The sequence below is a fragment of the Proteiniphilum propionicum genome (assembly GCF_022267555.1).
Taxonomy (GTDB): domain Bacteria; phylum Bacteroidota; class Bacteroidia; order Bacteroidales; family Dysgonomonadaceae; genus Proteiniphilum; species Proteiniphilum propionicum.
The window spans coordinates 2,990,469-3,011,653 of record NZ_CP073586.1; the positions used below are offsets into that span (position 1 = coordinate 2,990,469).

Consider the following 21,185-nt stretch of genomic DNA (forward strand, 5'->3'; position numbering starts at 1 on the left):
ATTTTTAAAGGAATGAGGAAGAAAATTCTTTCGGGCGTATTCGCCCTCGCACTCCTGGCAACCGCAGGTTTCGGAGTGAACAAAAGTTTGAAAAGTAATGCCAATCTGAGTGATTTGGCGTTGAGTAATGTGGAGGCATTGGCACAAAGTGAAGATATTGACGACATGATTACGCTTTGTGCATGGTATCCGGCTCAATATTGTCACTACTATGTAACATATCCAGATGGTAGTGGCACGGGATGGTCTCATTGGAACATGAAAAATAGATAAAAGGAGGTAAGCACATAGGTAATTGGGTATCAAGTCTATTTATGGGCTTACAAACCGTCTTACTTATGTGCTTATTATTTATCCCTATTGTTTGAAGATTCAACTGTACAATAAAATTATAATATGAGAAAAATATATATATTTTTACTATTGTTATTGATTACGGCTTGTAAGAATCAAAGTGATACAAAAGTGATATCATTACCTCATCCGAAGGTTGTTACGCCTGAAGTGTTACCTGATGAACTTATTATGCAACCACCTCTTGAGATAAAGTCATACGGAGATTATCTGTTATTTACACAACCAATGATGGGTAAGTCGCTTTTATTTTATAACAGAAAAACAGCTCATCAATTTTACTGGGGGAAAATCGGGAGTGGTCCTGATGATTTTATGTCGGCGTCTTGCATTTATCATAACTATAATGACAGCGTGATAGAAATCTATGATACGAATTTGCGAAAAATGGTATCTTTTAAAACACATATCGAAAACGATTCAATTTCCTTAGTCTCTAAAGAGAGATTTCAAGTTAATACGGATTCAATTTCAACTTTAGGACTTCATAAGATGAATAATGGGTACTATGTGAGCCAGGCGTTATTTGGGCACGAGAATATGTTTGTTCTGTTTGATAAAGATTTGAAAATCCTTAAAACTTTTGGAGAAAGACCGATTAGAGAAATGCCTGACGAAAATTATTCATATTTATACGGATGGTTTGCCTCCATAGGCAACAAATTGTATTTTGCATCCCAGCCTACCGGATATTTAGTTTGTTATGAGATAACTGATAAAGGCAACGTCAAAAAAGAGTGGGATGCATTTTTTACTACCCCAAAATATGAAACACGTCCTGCTTTTAACTGGGCAAGGGATAATCAGCAAGGTTTTTACGATATTCAATTGAATGATAAGTATCTTTTTCTTTCATTTAGCGGTAAAACTTTTGAAACAAATGACGTTTATCCCGAAAGTATCGTTATACTCAACCACAACGGCGAATTACAGAAACATATTAAGCTTGATGAAAACCATATATTACTGAAATTTACTTTGGTGGGGGACAGCATTTATGCTGTTGGGCTTGATCAAATGATTAAGTTTAACTGGAAGAAAGAATTATAACGAATTGAAAAATTTCTTTTGATTCTCAAACTTAAAGAAATGTAGAATAAAAAAAGCCTTCTAAAAAAGAGGCAGAAATCAATAGTTTTAAACAATTTTTAAAGGAATGAAGAAGAAAATTCTTTCGGGCCTGTTCGTCCTCGCACTCCTTGCAACCGCAGGTTATGGAGTGAACAAAAGTATGAACGGTAATGCCAATTTGAGTGATTTGGCATTGAGTAATGTGGAGGCGTTGGCAAATGGAGAAAGTGGAGGTGATCCTTGTGGAGGGCCTAAAACTTATGGAGAATGTGAATCCAGAAATACAATAAATTGTAAAGATACTTCTGGTTGTCAATAATTTATTAAATAGGAGAGTGAAGCTAACTTAAAATATTTTTTTGATAGTTTCACTCTTCACTCTTATTATGAGAAATAATTATATATATATATGCTGTGTACTTTGTTTTATTTTTTCATGTAAAAAACAGGATGGAAAAACTGAATTTAATGTTAAAAAAGAAGTATTGCATATATCTGAAATAGAGAGGAATAATGACGTGTCAGAGTTTGTTCCTAAAGAATTTATTGAAGATAAAAAATATATAAAACTGATATCCATTCGTGACGACCATTTATTTAAGGAAATCAATAAAATAAAAGTAGTAAATGATAAAATATTTATATTGGATGGAAGGTTAAAAAAATTATTGGTTTTTGGGTTAGATGGTGTTTCTCAATCAAAAATTGGGGAACATGGTAATGGTCCTAATCAATATATTGATATCGCTGATTTTGATATTGATTCTGAAGGCAATATATATGTTATCGATGGCATACTAGATAAGATGTTTATATATGATTCAGACTACTCCTTGAAAGAAATCAAGACTTTGCCTTTTGAGGCGGATATTTTATGTATAACCGAAGATGGTAATATAATATTTGGTTTATCTGCTTGGAACAAAGGTGAAAATGAAGGCGCAAGTATAATTGTAACGTATAAAGATTTAAAAACTCTTGAAGTTATAGCCCATTATGATGAATTTGTTGATAATGCTTTTTGGGTCTCACATTATTCTTTTGTAAAGACAAAAAATAACATCATTTATAACAAACCTATTAACAATAATATTCTTCTATTCTCCAAAAAAGGGAAACTAGAACAAATAATAGAATTTGATTTCGGGAAAAAGAATGTTCCCTTGAAAGAAAGAAAAGATATTGAAAGAAATCTAATAAAATTCAACAATTACAATTTGCTAAAATGGTTAACTGTAGTTGACGATAATTTTTTTATTGGAACTTTTTGGGAGAACAGAGAAACAAAATCTTTTTTTATTGATCGTAATAAAAATGAAATGTTTGTTTCAAAATCTACAATTGATAGAGACATTGGAAATGTTGCGAGTTTTGACGAAGGATTGCTTGTTAAATTTTTTATTCCGGGAAGTGATAGGTCAGAGGAAGGTGATTTACCCTTAGATGTAAAAGAACATCTTGGAAATGGAGAATTTGCTTTGGCTATTTATTATTTAAAGTGATGACATCTTTGACAATTAATGATCAATTTTATACACGCATATTGATCATGAGAAAAAGTCGGTACATCCGGATAGTACAACAACTGTCAATATAACGTACAATTCCGACAATTGAGGGTATTTCAATAAAACCGTTTCAGTGTATGGCAATATGGATAATTCAGCACTGATTATACGACTAAAAGGGAATATAGAATAAAAACCCTCTGTAAAAGAGGTGATTTAATAAATCTTTATTAACAATTTAATTTTTATTTATAGAAGAAGAAAATTCTTTCGGGCCTGTTCGCCCTCGCACTCCTGGCAACCGCAGGTTTCGGAGTGAACAAAAGTATGAACGGTAATGCCGATCTGAGTGATTTGGCGTTGGCGAATGTGGAGGCATTGGCGCAAAGTAAAATCGGCAATGGAAGATGGATTGTGACAGTTTATTCTCCGAGCCATTGGAGATGTGATCCTAATGGTGGTGCCAGCTGTCCTGGAACTCCATGGTAATCCATAAATAGAGGGAACGTTTAATCATTCTGTTTTGAGGATGATTATAAAAACGGAATGATTAACTTGTATTTTAAATGGAAAGAGAATTAAAGTATATATTCTCTTTCCATTTGATAAGTTTAAAACAAAAAACAGATTTATATGAAACTTAATATGAGATTATTAAAAGTCAGTGTGGCTTGTATAATGATGTCACTAATGATATTATCCTGCACAAAAAGAGGTTCAGATATGAAATCCGGTAAGATTAGTGTAAGTCTTGATGATGCCCTGCCATTGAAGGAGGCGGCATTATCTATTGATGTACTTATGTTAAATGATTCCCTGTCAAGTCATTTCCCCGGAAATATAACCAAACTTGAATGGATGGGAGATTCGATACTGATTCTGGACTCATGGAAGGATCCTGGTCTTTATCTGTATGATTCGGAAGGTGCGCTTGTGAATTCATATACTAAAAGAGGGAATGGGCCGAATGAATTTGTTAGTATTGTAGATTTCAACGTCATACCTTCAGGAGTAGTGCTTCTTGATACCTATTCTACCTCTCAGCGAATATATTTGGATCAGAATTTCACATTCCTATATAAAGACGATGCCGAGGCTCAAGCGAATCATTTCTTCTGTGAGAGTGGCAACTCTGGCGGTGTGTGGTATGACCGTGGTAATGTGGCGTATGGTTCGAATAAGGATAAGCTGATATATGTGGATGGAGACTCCAGAAAACCAGTCTTGCCAGTGCCTCGCGAAGTAGAGAATGTGACATTTGCAAGCTATAATGTGTTTGCCAGAGTTTCGAATGATACCATTTTGTACTTGCCAGCTGTTGAACCGAGAATTTATAAATGTCATGGTGGACAGGCCGAAGTGCTTTGTGAACTGGATTTTAATAATTTGTGGCCTGATTTTTCGGATGTAAAAAAAGATAACCCGCTGGATTTAATGCGCAGTATCGCAGAAGATGGAAAGATTTATTCCACAAATATGCTTTCGGATGGTAACGATGTGGCTGTTTCTTTTTTCTGTAAAGATGATTTTTATGTGATGAAATTCAGATATGATGACCTGTCAGCTCATAAATTGTTTAAAGTCGATAAGAATACGTTGGAATCTTTAGGCACTTTGGTTTCCATGAAAGACGGCTGTCTTTTTTTGGGTGAACCTGGAAAACTTCTGAAGATAAGGGTGGATTAAAGTAAAATTAAAATTTACCGGTATGACACTTAACTTCGATTATCACGATATTAAGTGGATCAACAACGAAGTTTATGCTCTTTTCTCCGGACGTTCCAGAGAATTCCCTTTATTTATTACCCTTATCTATTATAGAAACAGCGTTATAATGAAAATAAGATTATTATCTGTAATACTTTGTATAGTTACAATTTTTAGTTGTCAGGACAATAAAGGAAATGCTCTTATAAAGAAAACTTTAATCCTGTCGGGCAATAACAAAGGTAATTTAGAAAAAGTATTGTCCAACTCAGAGTGGAACAATCTTCAATCTGAAGCTGCTAAATTTCTTATCGTGAATATGGAATCATCCTTTTCATTTGATACTACTAATTTGTGCAAATACAGACCTTTGTTATACGAATTGGATTCATTACGACAAACCATAGGCAATCAACGAGCTCTTAACATTATCAATCAAAAGTGGAATAAAGCAAACTTTGATCCCTCATTTTCGGAAATTTACTCCACCAAAACACCAGATATTCAAACTATAACTTCCGATTATCTGATAAATGATATTAAACAGGCATTTGAGAGTTGGGAAAACTCCATCTTCAAAGACAGCATAAATTACGACTCATTTCAACAATACATTTTACCGTACCGCATAAAAAACGGTTATATTATTGAAGATTGGCGGAGTTATTTTAGAGAACGGTTTAAGACACATTATAATAAATATATATCTCCGGTTGAAATGGTTGATTCCGTCATGGAGCTCATTAATGATTATCAGGTCAACTGGGTACCCATTTCCAACTATCCATTTATCTGTTTGTCGGATTATGAAAAGGCTAAGATGTCGAAATGCCCCGAAAGGTGCTGGTTCAATGCCATGCTTTTCCGCTCGTTGGGATTGCCTTGCACCATTGATTATGTACCGGCTTGGGGAAACAGAAACAGCGGACACGAATGGAACACCATCCTAATTAACGGTAAAACCTATCCGTTTGAATCAACAGGAGGTAGAGGCAAATGGAAACCAAAGCAGGTTTATAATAATGAATGGGTGGATGAATATTGGATGAAGTCAAGACTGCCCAAAGTTTTTAGATATACCTATGAAATAAACCAGAAAGGACCGGATACAGAAGATGCCCCCCCTCTATTCAAACAACGAAATTACGCGGATGTTTCAGCGGAATATTTTAAAACAACCGATATTGCGGTTGAAAATAAATATGCAAAATCGGCAAAAAACGAATATGCCTATTTATGCGTATTCAACGAGGATAAATGGAAGCCCGTGCATTGGGGCAAAAAAATAAAACGAAACAAATACGAGTTCGAAAAAATGGGACGAAATATCGCCTATTTACCTGTCTTTTACAACAATGGGCTTATTACTCCCATCAACGACGCTTTTATTCTCGATTCATTAGGTCATATAAAATATTTAAAGCCCGATACATTAAATCCGGAAAAAATAAATGTCATCCGCAAGTATTTAACGCGTCCCGATTTGGATTTCTGGCTTGAATGGAATTTAGGCTCTTATTTTGAAGTTGCTCCCGATAGGCGCTTTAAAAATAAAAAAAACATATTTGTTATTGATGAATTGGAAATGTACCCAACAATCTATCATTTAAAAGAGCCCATAAATACTCGTTTTTTACGCTATGTGTTCTCCAATAACTACGATTGTTTGGCGGAGCTATATTTTTACTCAAAGGATAGCAAAGGCGACCTCACAAGAATTGAGGATAAGAAAATAATATCGGAAATATTACTGGATACCGTCCAGACAGCCAAACTCTTTGATGACAATATTCTTAGTTTCGCCTCATTCCCTAAGCCCAAAAACAAAGCAACACCTTTGTGGATAGGATTTGATTTTGGAAAGGAAATTACCATTGACGCGTTGGGAATTTGTCCCCGAAATGATAAAAACAACATCATAAAAGATTTGGATTACGAATTGTTTTATTGGGATAGGAGATGGGTTTCGCTGGGTGTGAAAACAGCAGAAGATTATTATCTTGTCTTTAATAATGTTCCACAAGATGCGCTATTGTATGTGAAATGTACAACAGAAGGAAAAGAAAACAGGATATTTACGTATGAGAAAAATCGGCAGGTATGGTGGTAGGTATGATAAAAAAGTTATTTAAATATACATTTCTTTTCGGATATACAACCTTCGGCTTGTTGCTTTTCGGGGGATGTGTCTCCGATGCAAGCCGTTCAATGAAAAATTGCCTCGAACTTGCCGGAAACAATAGAAAAGAATTGGAAAAAGTACTTGACCATTATAAAGATGATATTTTAAAGCTTAAAGCCGCCAGATTCCTTATAACAAATATGTACGGATCTTTTTCTCAAAACAGGGAGATATTAAACTTATGTGCTCCTTTTTATGGTGAATATGGTGCGTTGGCCAAGGAATACAATTATACCATGAACGCGGATAGAGGAAGAAAAATCGACAGCCTCTGGCACACTTTTTCTACCCGGAATCCGCAATTGCGCAACTTGCCCCTTCAATTGGACTTGGAAACCATATCAGCCGGACAACTGATTTCCGAGATTGATCTGGCTTTCAAGGCGTGGCAAGAAAACGTGTATAGTAAAGACTGTAACTTTGACGAATTCTGTGAGTATATCCTTCCATATAGGCGATCAAATGGGTTGATAATTGATAACGCGCGGGAAAAGTTTTATAACAGGCACAAAGAGCAATATTTTACACAACCCGGAAATGATATGATAAACGAAGCCGATTCGTTGCTCTATGAATACCGGCATCTTACACACTCCCAATTTTGGGGTACGCAAATTCCTGTTCCCTCCGCATCCACTTTCGAATACCTCCGCCACGGGTTGTGCGAACACCGTTGCTGGTACAACTCGCTGCTGTTTTCCTCCTTGGGTATGGCGGTTGCCGTGGATTTTGTACCCGCTTGGGGAAACCGGAATAATAATCATACCTGGAACGTATTGATTAAGGGCGGGAAATCTTATGCTTTTGAACCGTTTTGGGATAATGACAGATGGAAATACAAACAAATTTACAACAACGAAACATTTGATTATGATTGGGGGCGTTTCAGGTTAGCTAAAGTATATCGACAATCTTTTAAGAACTTTCCCGAAGGTCCGATTACCGATAAAAAAGTACATCCGGACGATATTCCTCAGCTTTTTAGAAACATCAAAAAAAAGGATGTATCACACGAATATTTTGATACAGTTAATGTAACAGTTCGTTTGTCTGAAACACCCAAAAACACTCACTTTGCATATTTGTGTGTGTGGAACTTTCAAAACTGGCAACCCGTGCAATGGGGAAAAATTAAAAATGAGAAAGTTGTTTTTGAAGGCATGGGAAAAGATGTGGTCTATTTGCCGTGCTATTATATAAATGGGAATTTAACCTACGCGGGAAGTCCCTTCTTGTTAAATCAAGAAGGAGACATAGAATACTTTGATTCAAATATACACAATAAAGAGGATCTTTATGTTAAACATTATGCCGGTGCACCACTTCATTATGGCAATAAATGGAATAATATAAGCATAAGCCAAACTATCATCGTGGGCAGCAACAATTTAGCATTCAAGCCATCCGACACTCTTTGTGTTTTCCCTGATTCAATAGAAATATATGGCGACAAATTAAGATTGTCATTAAATAAAAGCGTTAGATATTTGCGCATTACTTTACCTTATAAAAAAATTGCCTTTAGCGACTTATCTTTTTATTATAATGAAAATGGGGTAGAAAAGAAAATAGAAAAAATTAAGTTCATAAATCCACCAGATATAACACAGAACGGAGAAAGTGTTGAAAATATATTTGATAAATATAAAGCGACAGGGTACAAAAAAGAAATCAATAAGGATTTCGTTGATGTTGATTTAAGTGGAAATTATATTATCACCGCTATTCATTTTACACCTTATTTTGAAGCAGGATTAAAGGAGAATTTGGAGTTTGAGTTGTTTTATTGGAACAACGGATGGGAGTCGCTCGGCAAACAAAAGGGTTCGAATAAACATGTTGTTTTTAAGGATGTTCCGAAAAACGCATTATTTATTTTAAAACATCCGGATAGAAACAACAGGCCGGGGTCAAGGCCTTTTATTCATAGGAACAATGAAGTTTTATGGCATTAAATGAATATAATTAAGCGTTTCATATATACCGGTATGGTTAGCGACTTATTAGTGCTAGCCTTTATTATTGCAATAACCGTGAATTACAACAATGAAGCGAATCTTGCACCTTTATCATTGTTTATGATTCTTCAATTAGGAATATTATGGTATTTCTGCAGGATATGTATGTTTTTGTTTCCGGTTATATCAAATTATGTAATCTATACTATTTTATTAATTGGCTTAATTGAAGCCATTTGGGGCTTGGGACAGCTCTACAATTTTCTTCCGTCCAAGCATTTTTTGTTCAAAACCACCGGCTCGTTTTTCAATCCAGGCCCTTACGGCGGGTTTATTGCCCTGATGTTTCCATTAGCATTACACTTTTGGCTCATATATAAGAAAAAAAACAGAATTCTCGAATATCTCTTCCTTGCCGTTGGCATCGTTCTTTTGTTGGTTTTTCCCGCCACGTTGAGCCGCACGGCGTGGATTGCGGCAATTATTGGGTGCCTTCTGGTAGTGTTATTTGATACAAAAGCAATAGCGAAGCTGAAAAATTTCAAGAAACAACACCCGGGGAAAGTCATTTCGCTTGCGGCAATAATCACCGTTCTTTTTATGGGTAGTATTTACGGTATTTTCCACCTTAAAAAAGATTCTGCCAACGGGCGTTTGTTCATGTGGAAAATAACCGCGCTGGCGATAAGAGAGTCGCCCGTGCAAGGCGTTGGATTGGGCGGTTTTCCAGCAGCTTATGCTCAGGCACAAATGGATTACTTTAAAAGCGGAATAGGTTCCGAAACCGAAAAACAGGTCGCCGGAAGTCCCGAATACGCTTTTAACGAATACTTGCGAATATTTCTCGAACAGGGCGTTTTGGGCGGCATCCTGTTCTTGCTCCTCACCGTTTTCATCATTCGAAGTGGCATACGAAACAAACAAATCGGTGCTTCCGGAAGTTTTTTAACATTATCCGTTTTTGCCTTTGCCTCTTATCCCTATTATTTATGGGAATTTCTGGTAATGTGGGTACTGCTTGGCTCGGTTTGCGTTTCAAAAACAGAGAAAGCTCATCGAAAGAAAAAAACAAAGCGAAACATTTATAATTTTATTTTATTTTTAATTGTACTCTTTGCCTGTACGCTGCTTTGTCTGAAACAACTGCAACTCTATAGCCAAGCAAAAAAAGAGTGGACCAAAATCCGTCCTCTCTATAATATGCGCTCATACCAAAGTGTGATGGATGGGTATGCCCAGCTTTATCCAAGGTTAAATCACGACCAAAAATTTGTTTTTGAGTATGCGGTTACACTGAATGCCGTGAAACAGCATGCAAAGGCCGACAGCGTCCTGGCACGCGGACTCCAATTAAGTTGCGACCCGATGTTTTACAACGTGAAAGGACGCAATTACCACGAAATGAAAAAATACAAGGAAGCCGAGACGTGCTATTTAAACTCGACATATTTGCTGCCCGAAAGAATTTATCCCTATTACCTGCTCACGAAGCTCTATGCCGATTCCGCCAACTATCAACCGCAAAAAATGAAACGGGCGGCTCATGCGGTTCTGGAAAAAGAACCCAAGGTACACTCGACGGCCATCAATGAGATGCGCGATGAAGTAAAGAAAATATTGAAAAGCAAGGAAATTGAAGATGAAAAGTGAACAACGAAAAGTAATAAAAAGAATCGGCAATATCGGGCTGAATATCTTCTACTACAGCTCAATTCTGGTGTTTGGTTTCATCCTGCTGCGCGTATTCGTTTTCGGTTCGTACAGAATCCCCACCGATTCCATGGAGCCGACAATCATTCCCGGCGATTACGTGCTGGTAAACAAACTGGCGTATGGTGCCCGGTTGTTTGATCTGTTCGATGCCGTGGAAGGGAAAAAGGTAAATATCAGGCGTGCGCCCGGCTATACCCGGGTTAAAAACAACGATGTGGTTGTCTTCCATATTCCCCATCCCAACACATGGGACAAGATCGAGATGAACATGTCGAAATACTTTATCAAGCGCTGCATCGGAGTTCCCGGCGACACGCTCCGGATAATCAACGGGTTTTACGTGATAAATGCCGACACGGGCAAAAGATACGGGAACATCGGGGCGGAGCGACAATTGAGCCGAACAACAAAAGAACAACTGCCCGAAGGCGTGTTTCACACCTTCCCGTGGGACAGCACGCTCAACTGGAATATCAAAGATTTCGGGCCGCTGTACATCCCCCGAAAAGGAGATAAAATAGTGTTGGAGAGAACAAACAGCCTTTTATATAAAAAAATAATAGAGTGGGAGAAAGGTTATCCGCTTACCCTCAGCAAAGATACATTGTGGGACAATGAAACTCCGCTTCCATCGTATATTTTCTCGCACAATTATTATTTTATGGGAGGCGACAAAGTAGAAAACTCGCAGGATTCCCGTTATTGGGGCTTACTCCCCGATGATCTGATTGTGGGTAAGGCCGCCTTTATTTGGAAATCAAAAGAGCCTTATTCCGGTAAAATCCGATGGAAGCGAATACTGAAAAAAATTGAATGAACCGGATGTCAGAATTGAGATAGAATCTTAACACTTTATTTTTTAGGAGGATGAGTTTTTATTCTATTAATTTGCACTTGCTTTCTTTGTGCCCGATAAAGAGAACAACAATACATACTGCTCATTACATGACAATTAAGCGAAATGAGTTATAAATGAGTTATGATTTATTGCTGATTCATTATAAAATTCTATTTTTACCCTTTACAAACACATAAAAAAGGAGGTGACAGGCAACGAAGAAAAAAACAGACAAACATCACAGGCTACGGGCTTGAGCCATTGAAAGGATAGATATGGCACAACAACAGTATTTTATAAATCAAAAAAGACGTTATTATGACTAAAAAAACAATTTTAAGCAGTATTTTCGCAATTGCATTATTTGCAGTAGCAGGAATGGGAATTAACAAGAGTGTGAACAACAATGCTAATCTTTCGAATTTGGCTTTAATTAATGTTGAGGCATTAGCACAAGGTGAAGGAGGAGGTACTACAGATTGCTTTCCTCCGTATGACGTTACATGCCGTACAGATTGGCAAAACGGAATTAGATATTTAGGACATAAACCGATAATTGTTTAAATCAATAACCTAATAAAGAAAATATGAAAAAAAATATTATTAGCAGTTTTTTAGCTATATCATTGGTTATAGCATCATTCTTTTATTGCAAAATTAATCTCAATAAATTAAATTTTTCAAATTTAACATTGAACAACATCGAAGCATTAGCACAAGGAGAAATAATAATTGAAATACCTTGTATGTTAATATGGCCAATGCCATTTTGTCAGTACCACCCAGATGAAGGAATAATCCGCTTCGGTGTGGCATACCAATGACATTAAAAAAGTGAGAAAAAAAATAAATTTTTTCTTTCTCTCACTTAAATTAATTTATCTCTAGTATTGTATTAAGCTTAGATTAATTTCTTTATCAACACTGTTTTGTGACAACAAATATCTATTATTCTAAAGCGTCTATACTGAAGATTTAAAAAAAGGAAACAAATATAAATGTAAGTTTAGCTTAATATTATTTATGCGAACCCAGAGTTAAAAAATAAGATATAAGAAAGCGATAGCCAAATCTCCAAATATGTGTACTATTAACCCGACGTCTTATTTTTTATAATCATTTCGATATGAAATACTGAAAATAAACTGTTTATAAAGAAATGGATTATGAAATGATCCCCGTCTCGTTAATAATAATCCGTTAGGAGATCTGACTTTCATCGCTCTTGAATATTTGTTTTTTCATTTAGCCGATTGAAGAAAGCCTCGGTAGGTTGTCTTACTTTTGAAACAGCCGTAGAGAACAGTTCATTAAAAGCTCTGTCTGCTTGTTTAAGTTCTTCAGATTGTCCTTTGAGTATTTTAACGGGAGTAAGCATTTCAATTTGTTGAGATGCCTTTTTCTTCGGGTTAAAGTATTCGAAGTCGGAATATATTTTATCGGCAAAAAACGTTTTACCATAAATTTCATCTTAAGCCTGTTTAAAAACCGTTAAGTCATTATCCTCTGCGGGAGTTATTATTATGCTTTCGGAACCGGAATGGTTTAAGGCGTGCAACTTGCATCCGTAATAAAATTTGCTTTTGGAGACACAATACCCTTTAGTGGTTAACTCTAGTGCAACTTTTACCTTTCTGTTCTTTGAAGTGCAGGTAAAAATGGGAAAAGGAGTCAAGCAATGAATTTTCCGAATTGCAATCAGTTGGCTTAAATGAAACAATAAGATAAACGGCCAGGAATTGAAAAGCGTCTGCAAGCAGATTCAATCTGGTGCAAAATGCTTTATAGCCGGAAGTTTGGAAACCCAACCCACAAGATAATCCTAGGCCAAAGAATGGATTTCTTTTACGCTGAAATATCGTCGCTGGGTTGCCTGTGAAAAGATAAATAGTCATAATTTCCTAATCAGTAACCCCGGGGTTTGCATTGTTTACAGATTACAGTATTTTTATGTTTAGATAGATATTGAATTTTGAACTCAAAACAAATAACAAATAACAAACAATGAAGAATTATTTTGTAATTATTTTATTTTTCCCTGTTTTATTTGCGTGTAAAAACAAAACCGAATCCTTACATGATATATTTAAAAATATAGAAACGGTAAAACATAAAAAAATAATAAACGATTCAACTTATATTATTGGGAGTTCTGGTAAGATGCTCATAGTAGATTCTTTTTTAATTACTCTGGACTACAAGAACGAGCGAATGTTCCATCTTTTTGATATAAAAAATAATAATTATATAAGCAATCTTGGTCTCAAAGGGCAGGGGCCTAACGAATTTTTGCATCCTCTATCTTTAATTTATTCTTCATCTCATGATTTCTTATCTTATGATTTGTTAGATAACTCCCTGAAATTAATAGATCTTGATTCATTGAAAAAAAAAGAAGTATCATATAAAAAACTATTGTCTTTTAATTCAATATCCCACTCAACGGTTTTTCCTACGAAGTATAATAATTATGTTGGTTTAGGTTTATACACGTTTAACATGTTTAAGTTAATTGATGTTTATGGGAATGAAATAAATTCATTTATGGATTACCCAATAGAAAAAGGGAAAAAGAGCGAAAAAATAGATCATAGAAATATTGCCCTCGCCTACCAAGGGGTATTAAATATTAGTCCCGATAAGAACAAAATTGTATATGCTTCTCACTATGGAACTATTCTTGGGATTTACAATGTCAATGAAACTTCAATTAATCAAAACTTTCTATTAATTTGTGACTATCCGCAATACACTGTGCAGAATGAAGGTGGTGGTATGTCTAGCCCATTAACCCGAGAAGGCATCAGTGCCTTTAGAGATATTTATGTGACAGACAAATATATTTATTCTTTATATTCGGGTAACAAAATATCAGAATTAAGAGAAAGAGCATTTGAAGCTAAAGATATATATGTTTTTGATTGGGAAGGAAATCCTGTAGTACACTATCATTTAGACGTTCCTATTAACAATATTGCAGTCCTTCCAAATGATAAAAAAATATATGCAATATCTAACTTGCCAGACCCTACCCTGATAGAGTTTGAAATCGACTTGTAAAATAATAAATCAACCCGTAGTGCATTTAGACTATGAGCGTTTTTTAGTTGTTTATATTTCTGTTTAAAAGTTTATTAATCATCTGAATAACAGTAACTGATGTTATTTTTGACAATATTCTTGTTTTATAGCCGTCAAAAGACTTGGCGTAGTTTCGACGGATCATAAATTGATCACACAATTGTGAAAAAAGTGTCTCAATACGTTTTCTTGTTCTTGTTAACAGATAGGCTGTTTTATATAATTTCGCTGATTTACTCTCATAGGAACTTCCAATCTGATAGATATTATTCGATGTGAATAGAAACTGTCTAAGGAAGGGGAGAAGTTTAATGATCTTTATTTTTACTAATATTATTTCAATGAAAGATCTTAAATACAAAATAGATGTAAACACCAATACAACTTTACCTTTCTGCCTATCCAAAAGATAAACAAATATATCCCTGCATTTTAAAAATTAAGAATGGAAAGATAGATCAAATAAAATTTCAAACTCCAACAGAAGAATCATTAAAATTAATTTTGTGAATTAAATGAAAAAATTACCAATTATTTTATATATATTAGTATTTCTTATTCTATCATGTACTAAAAGCAATGATAAGGGAAATCTACAAACATTAAAAGTATACGAAAATATAGACAAACAGAAAAGATCTTTTTTAATGGATCAAATGGCAGGATACAAAGAGATAATTAAGCTTGAGACTACTGACAGTTCCTTAATTTCTAATGTTAATATAAAATTCACCACTCTCCAGTATATATGCTTATTAGATAATAATATGATCTTTTTCTTCGACCAAACCGGAAAATTTAAACTTAAAATAAATTCTAAGGGAGAGGGTCCGAACGAATATAATTCCATATCAAATGTTGTTTACAATTCAATTGACTCTACATTCTATATCCACGATATGTTTAAGAAAAAGATGTTGGAGTATCAACTTAATGGAAGATACCTCGGAGAAATTACAATTGACAATATAGGAAGTATTACAGATTTAGATAATAACTTTTATGTAGTCAGTTATTCACCTTATGCTAATAAGAGTAAATTAGTAGGTATTTTGGATCATTCTTTCAATATCGTGAATGAATTCATTGGCACAAATTTTAATAATGAAAATTATGCTGACAGGGGATATATTTTAATTAATGATTTTATACAAAGCAATCATACTAAATGTATTAAACCGATCTCTTCGGATACCATTTATAAAATATACCCAAATAAAGTGCAACCTTACTTCTTTATTGAAAAAGGAAGGCTAGCCATCCCAATTGAAATACTTTCTGATGTTTCCCAAAACAATAAATTCAAGAATTATATAACCAACGATTATGGTTTAATAATCAACAATTTATATTTTATGACTTTTTATTATAATAATAAATTATATCAAGACATTTGGGATATTGAAACGAGCAAGTTGTTATATAGAAATATTGCTTCTTCGGTTAATGACAAATATGGCGCTCCTATACATTTAAATGATGAAATAATAAATGTATGGCCTATATTTGTAGACAGTCAATCAGTTTATTGCAAAATTGATGAACGAGATCAACTATTGTTAAAAACGAACATAGAAGAGAATGACATACTGCTGAAAATTAAAGTTGAAAAATAAACATATTTACTTATCTTATTCAGCGTAAGCAGATTGAATCCGTAAATTTTCTTATAAACCTTTTAATTATAGATACATATTTCTAACAACAACGCTTATATTTCGAATGAGACATTTCTATTATATTTTACTGATTTTCTTAGTGGTTTCAAGTTTATTGATTTGTAGTTACTTTCTCTGTGACCTATAGAACAAACAGCGACAATATATGTTGCTCATTATCTGTCAATTTAATGAAATGAGTTATAAGCAACAAACATTACAAGCTACGGGCTTGAGCTATTGAAAGGATAGATATGGCAAACTAATAAACGAATCAGGAAAAGTAATAATTTTAAAACTGAAATTCATGAAAAAGAAAATACTTTTTATATGTACGGCAGCACTATTTGTCTTGGCTGCTTTGAATTTGAAACTTGCATTTAATAACGGATTAAATATAAACTTCTCTTTGGCTAGCATGGAAGCTCTTGCTCGTGGGGAGACTCTATATTGTTCAGTCTGTGGTGAGCAGGTTGATGCCTGTCGGTGCTCACCTGCTATCACATGTGACTATGGACATTGTCATGGGAAAGAATGTCATGAATTTACTGGTAATTTGATTTGTCCATGCAGAGCAAATGGAGATCCATTTTCTATTTGTCCATTATAATAACAATACAAAAAGATGTTCGGTGCCAATAACGTCGAACATCTTTTTAGAATTTTAATTTGATAAGCAATAATGAAGAAAGTATTCATACTCTTGATTGTGGTATTCTTCACAATGTGTAAGCAAAAGCCACAGACAGATGGTGCTATTTTCGTCGATCTGGACCGTCCGGAGAAAGTCTCTCTTTTCGATTATTTTCGTTCCATTGAGTTAATTCCATTGGAAACTTCGTCCGACGTTCTTATTGCAGGTATTATGAAAATGATTGTTTACCAAGATAAATATTATGCATTGGATAAGAATCAATGCATTATTTTTGTGTTTGATGAAACGGGAAAATTTCTATATAAAATTGGGAAAAGGGGGCAAGGCGTCGGAGAATATGTATTTATAGAAGATTTCAATATCAATCCTTTTTCAGGGAAACTTGAGATACTCGAACCATATGGTAAGGTGCATGTTTATGATTTATCGGGTAACTATATTGAAATAAAACAAATCACTTTTCCCGGCTTTCGCATTGCTCATACCCTTGCGGCCATAGATGAACAAACGCATGTTTTTCATACAATGTTCGAACCTGAAAAAATTATTTATTTTAACCTTGACGAGCAAAAGTTGTTACATCAAGAATTTAAAGAAAATAGGCGTTTGAGTAGTTTTTCGAATAATCCATATCAGTACCGAGGAGATTGGTTTTTTTTTCGACCTGTTCATCCTATAGTATACAAAATGGGTAGTAGAAAACTTGAAGCCGCTTTTCGATTCGATTTTGGCACGTATACTAGGGAAGGAAAAACTGCTGTTTTCTCAAAAGAATCAGAAAGATCCCTATCTAAATGTGTAGAAGAATTATTCGATCAATTTCCTTACCTGATACACTCAGTAAGACATAACAGTAAATATGTATTTGCCTCGCTTTCAAGAATTGATTTGGAAGACAAAGTAAATGTGATATACGACAGGGCGAGCGGAAAGTCAAAATATATTTCTGAATTTACCGAAAAAGTTCAGTTTAATTCATATCGAGGTGAGGAGATAATTGTTACGGATGAATATGTTTTGATGCCCTGTCAATGGGTTGATCTCGAAAAGCGTATTACAAAAGAGATGCTGGATAGCAAACAAAAAGAAATTTTTGAAAAATTGTTGAAATCTGAAATGGAAGAAAATCCTATATTAATTAAATACTGGTTCAAATGAAAAATAAAATAAAGTCCATTATTTTATTATGTATTGCAATATGTTTTTTGCTATTTAATGTCGTTTTGTTATTACTAGTCCAACTTCATAAGAATGAGTTAAATAATGTAAGACACGAGCTGGAACACTTGGAAAGCATCGAATTCATGTTTGATGAATACAAGAGAATAACGATCAATAGATTTAAATATGAACAATACAATATAGGTAACTCATCAATTTACATGGGATCAAATGACGCAAACATTATTCCTATTCTTTCTATTACAGATCAACCCAAATTAGTATTAGGTTTAAACCAGAATATGTGCCGGCCATGTGTTGAAGCAGTTTTTAATGATGTAAAGGAGTTTTTTCCTGATTTCGAAATCAATCCAAACATTTTATGTATTGCTGATATAGAGCAACGTTTTAAAGACAATTACTACGGTAAGGAGGTTATTAGTTTTCATAAAAAAGATGATTTTCCTCTGTATGAGATAGAAACAAAACCATATTTTTTCATTCTTGATAAGGATTTATGTGTGAAAATGCTGTTTATTACTGATATAACAAGCCCTGAATTAACGAAGACGGTTCAAAACCGCCTTTTATGTCTCTCACCGAAGACAGTAATCCGGTTGTGGTGAAAATAAAATTGAAATGAGAACAGTTTTTACGTTAAAAGATCACCATAATGAGTAAAAAACAACTCTTCTTTCTGATAATTTCTGTCGCTTTTATTGCATGTACAGGCAGTAAGCACCGAGATCCTTTACAAGTTGTTGAAAACCCCATTCCCGTCATCGATTTGGAAAAGGCCGTTCAATCGCCCACTGAGCCGATGAAAATGAGTGATTTTATAGAAAGTATCGAATACATACGTCCGGAATATCCCGCTTCGCTCGTCGGCACCATTTTTGGAGTGTCGATAAACGATAAGTACCTGCTTCTGGAAGTTCCCGACCGATTGCTTTGTTATACCCGGCAAGGGAAATTCCTGCGCGAAATCGGGAAAAAAGGACAAGGCCCTACAGAGCATCTGGGCATTCGTTCTTCCACCCTGCTCGACACCGTCGTAGCCATCAACAGCAACTTCAACCGCAAAATACTTCGATATGATGTTCAAGGAAACTACCTGAGTTCATTGCCCGTTTCCGACGAAGTGTTCAAAATAAACATGTCCGATACCAATCGGTTTGTCATTAACCTGCATCACGGAATTGCCATGGATGACCCAAATCTTTTTGTAACCGGGATACTCAATGACAAAGGCGATACGGTGCAGTTGAAGAAATTGCAGCCGTATTATCCAAAAGGAATGGCGCACAGTCCCACGATATGGTGGTATGGGGACACGGTTTGCGTACACACTTGTGTAACCGACACCGTGTATTCCGTAAGCAAAAATACTATTACGCCAAGATACATCCTGCATCAGGGCAAATATAAAATCAACCGGGAAGCATTCAAAGACATTCGTCTGTTGGAAGCGGAAAGGAGTAATTTTATTGATGGATTAAGTTGCTGTGAAACCGATGGTTATCTGTTGGCGTCTTTTTCGTTGGATAAAAAACGTTTGTTGGTTTATTACGATAAACATTCGCACGAAACCAAATCTTGGACGCAATATCCCGATGAAGTGAGCAAATATGGGACACTTGTTGGTGGAGGTTGGGAAAACGATGTGGATGGTGGATACAAATTGTCGCAATTGAATGCTATCAATCCTGATTATATTGCTGTTAGCATTCTTCCCGCCAAGCTAAAAGAGGTTTATACTGAAAATAAAAAGAAGGGAATCAAAGTAAAATGCCCTAAACGCCAACAAGAGTTAGAAAAATTAGTCAATTTATTAAACGAAGACGAAAATCCGGTAATCATATTGTATAAATTGAAAGCTAAAATTTAATATTAATACGCATTTAAAAAACAAAGAATAAAAACATTACGATTTATTCGTAGATTGCCGATTTTTTATATATTTGTAAAAAATTTATACGCTGAACAAAATGAAACACATTTTCTGTATCGTCACAACCATTATAATGGTAATATCGCTTCTCATATTCACATCGTGTAAAGCCGACAAGAAAAAAAAGCCCGACGAAACCGTCCAACAACTGTTGCCCGACGCTCCGGCGGAAGTAACCGCCATCACGCTCAAAACAGTAGATTTTGAACACGAATTGGTGAGTAACGGAAAAATATCGGCACGCACGGTGGCGGAACTCAAATTTCAAACCTCAGAAACCATCTCACAGATATTCGTAAAAAATGGTTCACGAGTTTCTCAGGGACAGCGCATCGCTATACTTGACACCTACTCCATTAATAATCGGATGGAGCAGGCAAAAGATGCGTTAGACCGAAGTCGGTTGGAGATGCAAGACGTACTTATCGGGCAAGGTTACAAATTAGACAGCCTTAATAAAGTTCCGACAGATGTGATGGAGCTTGCACGGGTAAAAAGCGGATTCAATTCGGCGCAAACGCAGTTCAATATGGCAACGCACGATTTGCAGCGCGCCACGCTCACCGCGCCCATCGGCGGTGTCATAGCCAACCTGTTTGCCAAACCGCATACGCTCTCTTCTCCAAGCGAAGTGTTTTGCAACATCATTGATACACGCAGCCTCGAAGTGCAGTTTACCGTGCTGGAAAACGAACTTGGCTTTATTAACATTGACGATAACATGAAAATCGTTCCTTTTTCGATGCCCGGATTGGAGGTAAGCGGACGTGTTTCGGAAATCAACCCGTGGGTAAACGAAAACGGAATGGTGCAGATAAAAGCTGCCGTGAATTACAACGCCCGCCTGGTGGAAGGGATGAACGTGCGGGTGAGCACGTTCCGCTCGGCAGGTAAGCAGTGGGTAGTGCCCAAAACCGCCGTGGTGTTGCGCACCGGAAAACAGGTGGTATTTAACGTGGTGGACGGCAAGGCCGTTTGGAATTACGTGCAGACGGGTCTGGAAAACGCCACGGAATACACCATCACGAGCGAAACGCTGAAAGAGGGCGACCAGATCATCGTGAGCGGGAACATCAACCTGGCGCACGAGTCGCCGGTGAAGGTGGTAGAAGATTAGTTGGATTAGATGACAAAATAGAATTGAAACAGAATCTTTACACTTTTATTTTTTATTATAAGGAAAGATTTTGTTTTATTTAAATTGATTTTACAAACACATAAAAAAGGAGGTAACAGGCAACAAAGAAAAAACAGACAAACATCACAAGTTATGGGCTTGAGCTATTGATGGGCTTGAGCTATTGAAAGGATACATATAGCACAATAATGGAATTTTTTTATAAATCAA

General features: G+C 35.6%; 19 protein-coding genes and 1 pseudogene. 19 read left to right on the forward strand and 1 reads right to left on the reverse strand.

Annotated features, from left to right (window positions below):
- Positions 1–12 precede the first annotated feature (12 nt).
- The 13 genes from KDN43_RS12450 to KDN43_RS12510 all read left to right on the forward strand — a co-directional run bounded on the left by KDN43_RS12450 (position 13) and on the right by KDN43_RS12510 (position 14,391).
- A complete protein-coding gene (locus KDN43_RS12450) occupies positions 13–273 on the forward strand; it encodes an NVEALA domain-containing protein (RefSeq protein ID WP_238866572.1) in 261 nt (86 codons plus the stop codon).
- A gap of 123 nt (positions 274–396) precedes the next feature.
- A complete protein-coding gene (locus KDN43_RS12455) occupies positions 397–1,404 on the forward strand; it encodes a hypothetical protein (protein ID WP_238866573.1) in 1,008 nt (335 codons plus the stop codon).
- Between the two features lie 106 nt (positions 1,405–1,510).
- Positions 1,511–1,744: an NVEALA domain-containing protein gene (locus KDN43_RS12460; protein WP_238866575.1), complete on the forward strand. Its 234-nt coding sequence runs from the start codon at positions 1,511–1,513 to the stop codon at positions 1,742–1,744.
- A 67-nt stretch (positions 1,745–1,811) separates the two neighbouring features.
- Positions 1,812–2,927, forward strand: a complete 1,116-nt coding sequence (locus KDN43_RS12465; RefSeq protein ID WP_238866577.1) for a 6-bladed beta-propeller — start codon at positions 1,812–1,814, stop codon at positions 2,925–2,927.
- A 270-nt stretch (positions 2,928–3,197) separates the two neighbouring features.
- Positions 3,198–3,422: an NVEALA domain-containing protein gene (locus KDN43_RS12470; protein WP_256448739.1), complete on the forward strand. Its 225-nt coding sequence runs from the start codon at positions 3,198–3,200 to the stop codon at positions 3,420–3,422.
- Between the two features lie 234 nt (positions 3,423–3,656).
- Positions 3,657–4,619, forward strand: coding sequence for a 6-bladed beta-propeller (locus tag KDN43_RS12475; RefSeq protein WP_238866580.1), 963 nt, complete (start codon positions 3,657–3,659; stop codon positions 4,617–4,619).
- Positions 4,620–4,641: 22 nt separating this feature from the next.
- Positions 4,642–6,750, forward strand: a complete 2,109-nt coding sequence (locus KDN43_RS12480) for a hypothetical protein (protein WP_238866582.1) — start codon at positions 4,642–4,644, stop codon at positions 6,748–6,750.
- Entirely contained in the window at positions 6,741–8,777 is a 2,037-nt protein-coding gene (locus KDN43_RS12485) for a hypothetical protein (protein WP_238866584.1), read from the forward strand. The genes KDN43_RS12480 and KDN43_RS12485 overlap by 10 nt, the downstream gene beginning before the upstream one ends.
- On the forward strand, positions 8,778–10,430 hold the full coding sequence (locus KDN43_RS12490) for an O-antigen ligase family protein (protein WP_238866585.1): 1,653 nt from the start codon (positions 8,778–8,780) through the stop codon (positions 10,428–10,430).
- Positions 10,420–11,310 carry a signal peptidase I gene (gene lepB, locus KDN43_RS12495; RefSeq protein ID WP_238866586.1) on the forward strand — a complete coding sequence of 297 codons (891 nt, stop codon included), beginning with the start codon at positions 10,420–10,422 and terminating at the stop codon, positions 11,308–11,310. Before KDN43_RS12490 ends, lepB begins: the two co-directional genes overlap by 11 nt.
- A gap of 339 nt (positions 11,311–11,649) precedes the next feature.
- Positions 11,650–11,895 carry an NVEALA domain-containing protein gene (locus KDN43_RS12500; protein WP_238866587.1) on the forward strand — a complete coding sequence of 82 codons (246 nt, stop codon included), beginning with the start codon at positions 11,650–11,652 and terminating at the stop codon, positions 11,893–11,895.
- Positions 11,896–11,918: 23 nt separating this feature from the next.
- Positions 11,919–12,155 (forward strand): NVEALA domain-containing protein, encoded by a 237-nt coding sequence (locus tag KDN43_RS12505; protein WP_238866588.1) that lies wholly within the window; start codon positions 11,919–11,921, stop codon positions 12,153–12,155.
- 1,180 nt (positions 12,156–13,335) lie between these two features.
- On the forward strand, positions 13,336–14,391 hold the full coding sequence (locus tag KDN43_RS12510; protein WP_238866591.1) for a BF3164 family lipoprotein: 1,056 nt from the start codon (positions 13,336–13,338) through the stop codon (positions 14,389–14,391).
- A gap of 43 nt (positions 14,392–14,434) precedes the next feature.
- Here the strand turns inward: KDN43_RS12510 and KDN43_RS12515 are convergent.
- Positions 14,435–14,676, reverse strand: a pseudogene (locus tag KDN43_RS12515) (transposase); the annotation flags it as partial.
- Positions 14,677–14,927: 251 nt separating this feature from the next.
- Between KDN43_RS12515 and KDN43_RS12520 the strand changes: the two are divergent.
- The 6 genes from KDN43_RS12520 to KDN43_RS12545 all read left to right on the forward strand — a co-directional run bounded on the left by KDN43_RS12520 (position 14,928) and on the right by KDN43_RS12545 (position 20,954).
- Positions 14,928–16,028, forward strand: a complete 1,101-nt coding sequence (locus KDN43_RS12520) for a 6-bladed beta-propeller (RefSeq protein WP_238866593.1) — start codon at positions 14,928–14,930, stop codon at positions 16,026–16,028.
- A gap of 349 nt (positions 16,029–16,377) precedes the next feature.
- Positions 16,378–16,680 carry a hypothetical protein gene (locus KDN43_RS12525; protein WP_238866595.1) on the forward strand — a complete coding sequence of 101 codons (303 nt, stop codon included), beginning with the start codon at positions 16,378–16,380 and terminating at the stop codon, positions 16,678–16,680.
- Positions 16,681–16,794: 114 nt separating this feature from the next.
- On the forward strand, positions 16,795–17,883 hold the full coding sequence (locus KDN43_RS12530) for a 6-bladed beta-propeller (RefSeq protein ID WP_238869470.1): 1,089 nt from the start codon (positions 16,795–16,797) through the stop codon (positions 17,881–17,883).
- Complete coding sequence (locus KDN43_RS12535) at positions 17,880–18,512, forward strand: hypothetical protein (protein WP_238866597.1); 633 nt, start codon at positions 17,880–17,882, stop codon at positions 18,510–18,512. Before KDN43_RS12530 ends, KDN43_RS12535 begins: the two co-directional genes overlap by 4 nt.
- A gap of 47 nt (positions 18,513–18,559) precedes the next feature.
- On the forward strand, positions 18,560–19,774 hold the full coding sequence (locus tag KDN43_RS12540; protein WP_238866599.1) for a 6-bladed beta-propeller: 1,215 nt from the start codon (positions 18,560–18,562) through the stop codon (positions 19,772–19,774).
- Between the two features lie 100 nt (positions 19,775–19,874).
- Complete coding sequence (locus KDN43_RS12545) at positions 19,875–20,954, forward strand: efflux RND transporter periplasmic adaptor subunit (RefSeq protein ID WP_238866601.1); 1,080 nt, start codon at positions 19,875–19,877, stop codon at positions 20,952–20,954.
- Positions 20,955–21,185 lie beyond the last annotated feature (231 nt).